This is a genomic window from Phaeobacter sp. CAU 1743 (assembly GCF_039839315.1).
Lineage (GTDB): Bacteria > Pseudomonadota > Alphaproteobacteria > Rhodobacterales > Rhodobacteraceae > Phycobacter > Phycobacter gallaeciensis_A.
Genome location: NZ_JBDOQR010000110.1, coordinates 1 through 8,506, shown reverse-complemented (window position 1 = coordinate 8,506; position 8,506 = coordinate 1). Strand labels below are relative to the sequence as shown.

Here is an 8,506-nt window from a genome sequence, read left to right as displayed (position 1 = left end):
AAACCAAACTTTAGCCGAAGAACAACCGTGGCCGCCAAGCGGCCCGCGCGGGCCTCGCTTCGCTACGAAAAGGCTCCGCTCAGCCCGCGCTAACGGCGGAAATTACACCAATCGTTGGGACACTGCTAAGTGCCGTTGTAGCGGCGACTTTTTCGGCGTCCGACAGGCTCGCTGCTTCCATGACACCGCGAATGCCACGCAAGACGCCAAAGACCGAAACCTCTAAGCCATCGATGACAATCTCAATCTGGCTCTGCTGATCTTTACGCTCTTGCACCAGTGTTTCTTGGTATTCCCGTGCCGTCACCGATTTAAAATTCGCCATGACGCTGAGCCACAGATCAATCATATTATCCTGGCAACGGTAGAACTGGTGCGCCACAAAAGCTGTGGCGTGAATGTAACGGTCAGCTTGGTTCCTTTGTTGGAGCTGGAACATGCGAGACTTCAGGACACTTCCCGCAAAATACCGAATGCCTGCCACCCCAAGATCAAGCTTTGCCAGAGTGCCGTCCAACTGATGATGAATATCTGACAGTATCTCAAAGTCAGCAACGGCTTCTTTGATCTTTGTGGGCCTGGTCGATTGCGATAGCTTTTTGAGTAGGGTTAGCCGGTAGCGGGTTGTGCCCTCAGGCGCAGCAAATAGATCATCCAGCAGACGTCGGCCTTCATGGCTGAGATGATCATCCATTAGACCGATCAATTCTACCTTACGGTCATGCAGACCGGTGCTAATGCTGTCTGTCAGGCTGCGGGACGTTGGAACCGCAATCCGATGCTGAACAAGAAAATCCACGCAGCGATCAAAGATGAGCCGGGGCTTCAAATGCATCCGTGCCATCGTTGCGATTTCAATGGCCAAGGCGCTCTTGGCGCTCTCATCGAAAGGCACAAAGCCGTGAAAATCCAGAATGAGTAGATGATGGCGTGCGCGTGTTTGTTTGGCATAGGCAACGGGTGAAAAGTCAGCACTGGTCAATCTTAAAACTCTGGCGACGGCTTCAATGTCGCGCTCATGAAAATCCTGTGGTTGGTAAAACCGCTTGGTTGCCTTGAAGTATCCACACATTAGCAGAAACCCAATCTGACCATCCGGGCTGCGCAAACTGGCCCCGATCTCCATCAAGCCCTTTGGGGGATCGAAGAACTGCTTGCGCTCTTTGTGGTCAAACAGAGGCGGCTTATCGAACGCCTCTTGTTCGCTCGCGGTCAAGATACGCATTCTGGCCATAGCTTCTCCAAAAAATTGATGTTCTCAAAACCGTCGTTTAACGAACAGGTGCGGCCAATGTCCGGCAGGGTTTCATGACCTAAGAATATCAGGCCGTTTACCTTGTTCGGAATCACAGGTTCGTTTATGATGCTGGAAACAGGATTTGTGAACAAAAAACATGCTTATCGGTTACGCCCGCGTCTCCACCATGGATCAGAACCCCGCACTTCAGATGGATGCGCTACGCGATATCGGCTGCGAGAGGATCTTCGTCGAGAAAGCATCCGGTTCCCATCGCGACCGCCCCCAGCTCAAAGCGGCCCTCGATTATCTACGCGAGGGGGACACGCTCGCCGTCTGGAAGCTCTCCCGACTGGCTCGGTCTCTCACGCAAGTGATCAAAACAGCCTCCGACATCGCTGAGCGCGGCATCGCCCTTAAAGTCCTGACCCAGAACATCGACACCAGCACTTCAGAGGGGAGGTTATTTTTCCACATGACAGCAGCCTTCGACGAGTTTCAACGTGAGTTGATTGTTGAAAACACCCGCGCCGGTCTCAAAGCCGCCGCAAAACGCGGACGCCGAGGCGGTCGGCCAAAGGCTATGAACGAGCAAAACATCAAACATGCCGAAGCCATGCTTAAGGATACCGAAAACTACCCATTCATCGGCGACGTCATTGACCAGCTCAAAATTGGCCGCACCGCATTCTACAAATACTTCCCCACAGATCGCATCAAACAGCTGCGACCTGACCACTCAGACGCGCATAAAGCGTAGCTAAATCCTGTGGGACTTTTGGTACCTTTATGCTGATAGACCCCAAGGTAGAGAACGCCAATTTTAGCTTACGTCGCCCCATCCACGACCAGTCGCCACCATAAGTGCTGACCACGATTGGGCCAAATCTCTTACTGCTGCTGCGAGGGATATGCGTGCTGCGTTTGCAAATCGTTCGGCGTCCAACAGGTCTGGTAAGTTCAGTTCTCCCAGTTCAAAAACTTTGCGGCTCAACTGAAGAGTACGATCCCTTGATCGTTGAGCAGCGCGCAATGCGGCCACCTCTCTTTGTTTTCGTGTAAATTCACTTTGAGTTTTTTGCACATCTTCCACCGCGGCCAACACCTGTGCACGCCATTCCAGTTCGGCGGTCGTGGCTGAAATAATAGCCGCATCTCGCCTAGCGCGTAGCGGACCTTGGTTGAGGATGGGCAATGAAAGTGCTGGACCAAAGGACCATTCTGACGGGTTTGCCGCTGTCACCGAGCCAGATAAAGTGACCGATGGGTACAACTTTGCTTCTGCGACACCTACTCCGGCAACTGCGGCAGCTAGACGGCGTTCAGCGGCCAATACATCTGGACGATTGCGGAGCAGATTAGCAGGGACGCCTGTTGACCCCTTGCTGCGAGGATAAGGTTGTGGTGCGCCTGCAATCATCTGTTTAAGCAGCGGCTGAGCTGGTTCGGCCAACAATGTCGCGATTGCAAAAACCCGGGCTTCGAATGCGGCTTCAAGCGGAGGGAGGTCGGCAATTGCTGTGTCCAGCTGACCTGCTGATCGGGCAAGATCTAATTCTGACAATGCGCCTTGCTCAACTTGAGCTCTGATCAAGGACTGGGTCCGGCGGAGGCTCGCGATATTCTGTCGTGTTAAAGCCAATGCCTCCTGAAAATACCGCGCGTCAATATAGTTGGAAACAACACCGGAAACCAGAGCAAGCCGGACAGTGCCAGCATCAAACTTGGCTGCTTCTACACCCGCTGCCGCGCGCTGCGCGTCACGGCGAACACCACCAAAAATATCGAGGATGTAATTCGCCCCGAACGTCGCACTTTCAGAGGGATCACCTGATATTGGGTTACCATTGTTTCTTTGCGCCTGTGCATCCAGTCCACCTGAGAATTGGCCAGCGGTACCTGTCTGCCTCAGGTCTGTATTTGCGGCTTTGATACGTTGTAAAGCCGTTGCAATATCGATGTTTTGTGTAAGGCCGCGGTCTACTAGCCGGTTCATTTGCCGGTCATTTAGCCGTTTCCACCATTCATCGCGCGCGACCTCTTCGAGAGCCCCGCCACCGCCAATGAACGACGTTTCTAATGGTGTCTTAGGTGGCGTATAGTCAGGGCCAACAGCGGTACATGAAACCAATGCCGTGGATGCTAGGATAAAAAGCAGATAGGGACGGTTCATTTGTCATTCCTGTATATTGGATTAGCTTTTGGATTTGCTGGGGATGTGATGGAGATGTTTCACCCGGCACGCTATTATGAGCAGCTAAGTAATTGAAAAGTAAAAGCTTGTCTAGAGGTACTCAGAGCCGTCGAGTTCTAGAAAACTCCAAGATCCTCTTTCTTTCTCGCACGGGTTCTATGAACCGCCAGCCAAGGCCGGTACGATGCTATGCGAATATGTCGATTGGCGTCCCGTCCCGCACCATCGCGTAGATATCCTCAATCTCGCGGTCCGACACCGCGATGCAACCCGCCGTCCAGTCTGGTTTGATCGCGTCGATACCGGGTCGTGGCCCGCCATGGATGAAAATGTCGCCGCCCGGCTCACGTCCCTGTGCAGCGGCATAGGCGATATCGGCCTCGTTCGGATAGGAGATGCCGATGGAGAGATGGAACAGACTGTCGGGATTGCGGCGGTCGACTGTATAGGTTCCCTCGGGCGTTTTTCCATCACCCTCGAATTGCTTGGGCCCCACCGCCGCAAAACCCAGATCGATCCGGTAGGCTTTCAGGACCGAGGTATTGTTGAACAGGAACAGGTTCCGGTCACTTTTGAACATCTGCAACCGGGTGACTGCGGGCCCGTCGTAGGTCCGGAACTTGCTGGCGCATCCCGCAAGGCCGAGTGCCAGTCCACCCAAGAGTGCCGTTCGGCGTGTCGTTTTCATCATGTCGTCCGCTCGATCTTTTTATATGTCCACTCATATTGGTGTCGGTATGCCTGATCAATCAATGGCCGTGCGCCAGGGCTCCCTGCGCCATCTTCTCTCCCACTTTCTCTCCCCCGGACGGGTCCGGCCGATCTTTCTTGGTCCGGAGCAGCCTGAGCGCGTTGGCGACGACCAGCAGCGACACGCCGACATCCGCAGCGATCGCACCCCACATTGTCGCCATGCCGAAGGCCGTCAGCCCGACGAACAGCGCCTTGGTCGCCAGTGCGATGCCTATATTCTGATGAATGATGCCCATGGTCCGGCGTGAATGCCCGATCAGCCACGGCACCTTGGCAATATCATCTGTCATCAACGCGATATCGGCGGTCTCAATAGCGGCGTCCGATCCGACCGCACCCATAGCGATGGCGAAATGCGCCCGCGCCATGGCAGGTGCATCGTTCACGCCATCGCCAATCATTGCCACGACATCATAGTTGGCAACGAGTTCCTCGATTGCCGTCACCTTGTCCTCTGGCAGCAGCTCCGCGCGAACCTCGTCGATACCGACCTCTGCTGCCACAGCGCGTGCCGTGCGCTCGTTATCACCAGTCAGCATGATGATCTTTTTCACGCCTTGGGCATGCAGGCGTGCCACGACCTCCTTCGCATCCGGGCGGATGCGGTCGCGCAGTTCGATCAGGCCCAGCAGGCGGCTTCCGGAGCCCACGGCCACGAGCGTGCTGCCAGCCCCCTCGATCCGCTCCAGCAGATCGCGGGGGATTGCGTCACCGAGACCTTTCTCGGTCGCAAAGCGATCCGAACCGAGCCAGACGGGCTGGCCCTCCCATGTTCCTTCGACGCCGCGGCCCGGCACCGTTTGGGTGTCGGTAGCCGCCGACTGCTTCAGCCCATCGCGTTCGCCGCGCGCCAGGATGGCCCGCGCCAGAGGATGCGAAGAGCGGGCTTCCAGCGCGACAGCGGCACTCAGAAGGTCGCGCTCGGCCGTGCCGCCTAAAGGATGCAGGCCCGCGACCTCCGGCTCGCCCATGGTGATCGTTCCGGTCTTGTCCATTGCCAGGGCGGTCATACGCGAGGGGGCCTCGACATAGGCACCGCCCTTGATCAGCACGCCGTTGCGCGCGGAGGCCGCGAGCGAGGCGACGATGGAAACCGGCGTGGAGATGACCAGCGCACAGGGGCAGGCGATCACCAGAAGAACCAAGGCATTGTAGAACCAGTAGTTCCACGCCCCCGCGAACAGCAGCGGCGGCACGACGGCGATCAGAACCGCCAGCGCCATCACGATGGGCGTGTAGATGCGGGCGAATTTCGTGACCCATTGCTCCACCTCGGCCCGGCGCGAATGCGCATCGCCTACCATTCGGATGATTTTCGAGAGCACGGTATCGCCTGCGGCCTTGGTGGCCCTAACCGTCAGTGTGCCATCACCGTTGATCGTCCCGGCATACACCTCATCGCCAGTTTCCTTTGCCACAAGAGCACTTTCTCCGGTAATAGGAGCCTGATCGACATCGCCACGACCCTCGGTGACTTCGCCATCAAGAGGGATACGATCACCGCCGCGCACCACGAAGCGATCACCGATCGCAACCTCGACGGCGGGAACGTCGGTCTCCGATCCGTCGGCACGGATGACCCGCGCTGTTGGCGGAGCCAGGTCCAGAAGGGCCGAGACCGCATTGCGGGCACGCCCCACGCTCCAGGATTCGAGAGCGAGGGACAGAGCAAAGAAGAAGGCGACCGTCGCCGCCTCGAAAAACTCGCCCAGCCCGATCGCACCGGCTACGGCAACGATCATCAGGAGGTTCATGTCAGGCGACAATCTACGCGCGGCGGACCATGCTTTGGGGGCGACCAGCCAGGCTCCGAACACCACCGCCAGCATGAACAGCCCCATCTCGACCAGAGGCATAGACGTCTCGCCATGACCGGAGAAGAGCCTCAGTGCGCCTCCGGCCCCGGTCTCGACGATATGGTAGAGGAACCCCGCAGCCCAGAAGCCACCGCTCAGGCCCGTGAAAAGACGCTGGCGCGCAAAATGGGCCGCCTGGTCCGCTTCGGCGCTTTCGGCATCCCACATCTTCGCGCTCATGCCGGTCGAGCCGACGATCTTGATGATTTTGTCGTCGCTGAGCGGTTTGGCGCTTTCAAGGATGGTCATTCGCCCATTGATCACGTCGAACGCCAGATGCTCGCTGCCGCCGACTTCCGGTCCGACGACCTTGTTCAGGATCGCGACCTCTTCGGCGCAATCCAGCCCGTTGACGCGAAAGCTGCGTCCGGCGGATGGCGGAGGTGCTGCCACCTGCGCGGTGACTTCGGCCGTCTGGCCGCAGCAAGCCTTTGTGTCTTTGCGATCATCCAGATGACCGTGCGGATGCGTGTCTGGACCGTCGTGGGGCATGGGAAACCTCTGAGAATAAGCGTTGAGCCAAAGATAGGAGCTTCAGTTGCTAGAGGTTCAAGAAGTTTCTTTCATGTTCTGATCGGGCGGCCGCAACAGTCAGAACTTACCCATCGCGACCCTGTTCGGTCCCTCGATCCGATGACATTCAGCCTTTGACTTGACCCCTGCCCACCTGTTGCGGGTCACCGGGCTCTAGGCTCCGGTGGGCGGTGCCCCCCGGGTGCTAAAGGGCCCCCTGCCTTCCAGCGCTTGCGATAGTGCGCGCTCACAGTTTCCGACAATAGAGTTCAAGGCGATGGTGAACGACCTCGTAGCCAAGCTTTTGCGCGATTTCTTGTTGTAATTGTTCAATTTCTTCCGATTTAAACTCAATAACTTCGTCAGAATCCAAATCAACAATGTGGTCATGGTGCTCTGAAATTGCGCTTTCATATCTAGCACCATGCCCTTCAAAGTAATGCCGATCAGCCACGCCGATACTTTCCAAAGATGCAAGGTTTCGGTAAACTGTGGCTAGGGATATTGACGCATCTGATGCTTTTAAGCGGCGGAATAGTTCGACGGCATCTGGGTGATCATCAGACTCGAGCAATACCTTCAATAAAGCCACCCTCTGATTGGTGATGCGCAACCCGTTGCTGGCAATGATGTCGCATGCACGTGATCCGGCTGGGTCCTGATCCTGTCGCCCGTCCGATGTCATACTCACTCTCCTCAGGGAAGGATCCCTAGTTGCAACTAATTCTCAATTGCGTTTAGAGTAATACATAATGCGAATGATTCGCAAGAACGGTGGCTGCCCGCCAGCGACCTCAATCCATCAATAACAATGCGTTCGGCAGCATTCTTTGGAGACAAACATGAATCCCGCAGATCCTCGGGACGAGACTGTAAGTCGGCGCGGCGTTCTCTTGGCAGGTCTTGCGGCCGCAGGGGGCTCCGTCGCTGTTGGAAACAGAGCGGCGGCACAGGAGGCTAAGGGACCATCTGTATCCGCCCCAACAATGGCAACACATGGAAATATGATGACCGTTGGCGATGTGGACAACCTGGCCAACGGCTTTGACCCGGTGGCAATGCTGACGGATTGGGATGTCGGTACGACCGAAATCTTATCAGACGGGCGTACCCTAAGAACCTTCCAGGTCGACGCTGAGGACAAGGAAATTGAGATTGCTCCAGGCGTCTTTTTTCCTGCCTGGACGTTCAACGGCCGGGTCCCCGGCCCAGCCCTGCGTGCAAAGGAAGGTGACCGAATCCGCGTCGTATTCCGAAATTTGGGATCCCATCCGCATTCAATGCATTTCCACGGCATTCATTCAGCGCGGATGGATGGCGTAAACGGAACTCCGGGCATGATTGGCCCAGGTGAGGAATTTACCTACGAATTTGACGCCAAACCGTTCGGCTGCCATCTTTATCATTGTCACGCATTGCCACTGAAACGCCATATGGCCAAGGGGATGTACGGTGCCTTTGTCGTTGATCCTGATCCGGAAAAGCATCCTGCCTTGGCAGACGTGGCCCGTTCGCGCCTGATGGGAGCCGCCGAAAATGCGGAGTGGCAGGAACTGGTGATGGTGATGAACGCCTTTGATACTAACTTTGATGACGAAAATGAATTCTACGCGGCCAACACAATTGCATTCGCCTATATGAAAACCCCGATCAGGATCGAAAAGAACCGGCCGGTGCGTGTCTATCTGATAAATGCCGTCGAGTTTGATCCGATCAATTCGTTTCACCTTCATGGCAATTTTTTCGACTACTACAATCAAGGCACGACGTTGACGCCGACCCTGCGCACTGTTGACCTCATCACTCAGTGTCAGGGCGAACGCGGAATACTAGGGTCTGTGGACATTCAGGATTCCCAAGCTGGCTGAAATCTGATTCAAGCTTCCAAAATGGAGGTTTGAATGAACGAAGAGCGGTTTGTGTTGACAGATGAGGTCTGGGTCCGCCTTGCGC

Annotated in this window: 7 protein-coding genes; 2 read left to right on the top strand and 5 right to left on the bottom strand. The window is 56.1% G+C overall.

Going from position 1 to position 8,506, the window contains the following annotated elements; all coding sequences use genetic code 11:
• Positions 1-79 precede the first annotated feature (79 nt).
• Complete coding sequence (locus tag AAFO90_RS23230) at positions 80-1,225, bottom strand: DUF4158 domain-containing protein (RefSeq protein WP_347510951.1); 1,146 nt, start codon at positions 1,223-1,225, stop codon at positions 80-82.
• 169 nt (positions 1,226-1,394) lie between these two features.
• On the opposite strand from AAFO90_RS23230, the gene AAFO90_RS23225 reads away from it, so the two are divergent.
• Positions 1,395-1,997: a recombinase family protein gene (locus AAFO90_RS23225; protein ID WP_015061889.1), complete on the top strand. Its 603-nt coding sequence runs from the start codon at positions 1,395-1,397 to the stop codon at positions 1,995-1,997.
• A gap of 63 nt (positions 1,998-2,060) precedes the next feature.
• On the opposite strand, the gene AAFO90_RS23220 is transcribed toward AAFO90_RS23225, so the two are convergent.
• From AAFO90_RS23220 to AAFO90_RS23205, 4 genes are all read right to left on the bottom strand, one after another.
• Positions 2,061-3,410 (bottom strand): efflux transporter outer membrane subunit, encoded by a 1,350-nt coding sequence (locus tag AAFO90_RS23220; RefSeq protein WP_082849484.1) that lies wholly within the window; start codon positions 3,408-3,410, stop codon positions 2,061-2,063.
• Between the two features lie 208 nt (positions 3,411-3,618).
• Entirely contained in the window at positions 3,619-4,119 is a 501-nt protein-coding gene (locus AAFO90_RS23215; protein ID WP_067625943.1) for a L,D-transpeptidase family protein, read from the bottom strand.
• 61 nt (positions 4,120-4,180) lie between these two features.
• Entirely contained in the window at positions 4,181-6,532 is a 2,352-nt protein-coding gene (locus tag AAFO90_RS23210; protein WP_067625926.1) for a cation-translocating P-type ATPase, read from the bottom strand.
• Between the two features lie 268 nt (positions 6,533-6,800).
• Positions 6,801-7,238, bottom strand: a complete 438-nt coding sequence (locus AAFO90_RS23205) for a transcriptional repressor (protein ID WP_347510950.1) — start codon at positions 7,236-7,238, stop codon at positions 6,801-6,803.
• 322 nt (positions 7,239-7,560) lie between these two features.
• Between AAFO90_RS23205 and AAFO90_RS23200 the strand changes: the two genes are divergently transcribed.
• Positions 7,561-8,421: a multicopper oxidase domain-containing protein gene (locus tag AAFO90_RS23200; protein WP_347510949.1), complete on the top strand. Its 861-nt coding sequence runs from the start codon at positions 7,561-7,563 to the stop codon at positions 8,419-8,421.
• The last annotated feature ends 85 nt before the right edge of the window (positions 8,422-8,506 follow it).

Excerpts from the sequence above, each read along its gene's own strand:
- AAFO90_RS23230 (WP_347510951.1), bottom strand. The coding sequence starts at position 1,225 with ATGCGTATCTTGACCGCGAGCGAACAAGAGGCGTTCGATAAGCCGCCT.
- AAFO90_RS23225 (WP_015061889.1), top strand. The coding sequence starts at position 1,395 with ATGCTTATCGGTTACGCCCGCGTCTCCACCATGGATCAGAACCCCGCA.
- AAFO90_RS23220 (WP_082849484.1), bottom strand. The coding sequence starts at position 3,410 with ATGAACCGTCCCTATCTGCTTTTTATCCTAGCATCCACGGCATTGGTT.
- AAFO90_RS23215 (WP_067625943.1), bottom strand. The coding sequence starts at position 4,119 with ATGAAAACGACACGCCGAACGGCACTCTTGGGTGGACTGGCACTCGGC.
- AAFO90_RS23210 (WP_067625926.1), bottom strand. The coding sequence starts at position 6,532 with ATGCCCCACGACGGTCCAGACACGCATCCGCACGGTCATCTGGATGAT.
- AAFO90_RS23205 (WP_347510950.1), bottom strand. The coding sequence starts at position 7,238 with ATGACATCGGACGGGCGACAGGATCAGGACCCAGCCGGATCACGTGCA.
- AAFO90_RS23200 (WP_347510949.1), top strand. The coding sequence starts at position 7,561 with ATGACCGTTGGCGATGTGGACAACCTGGCCAACGGCTTTGACCCGGTG.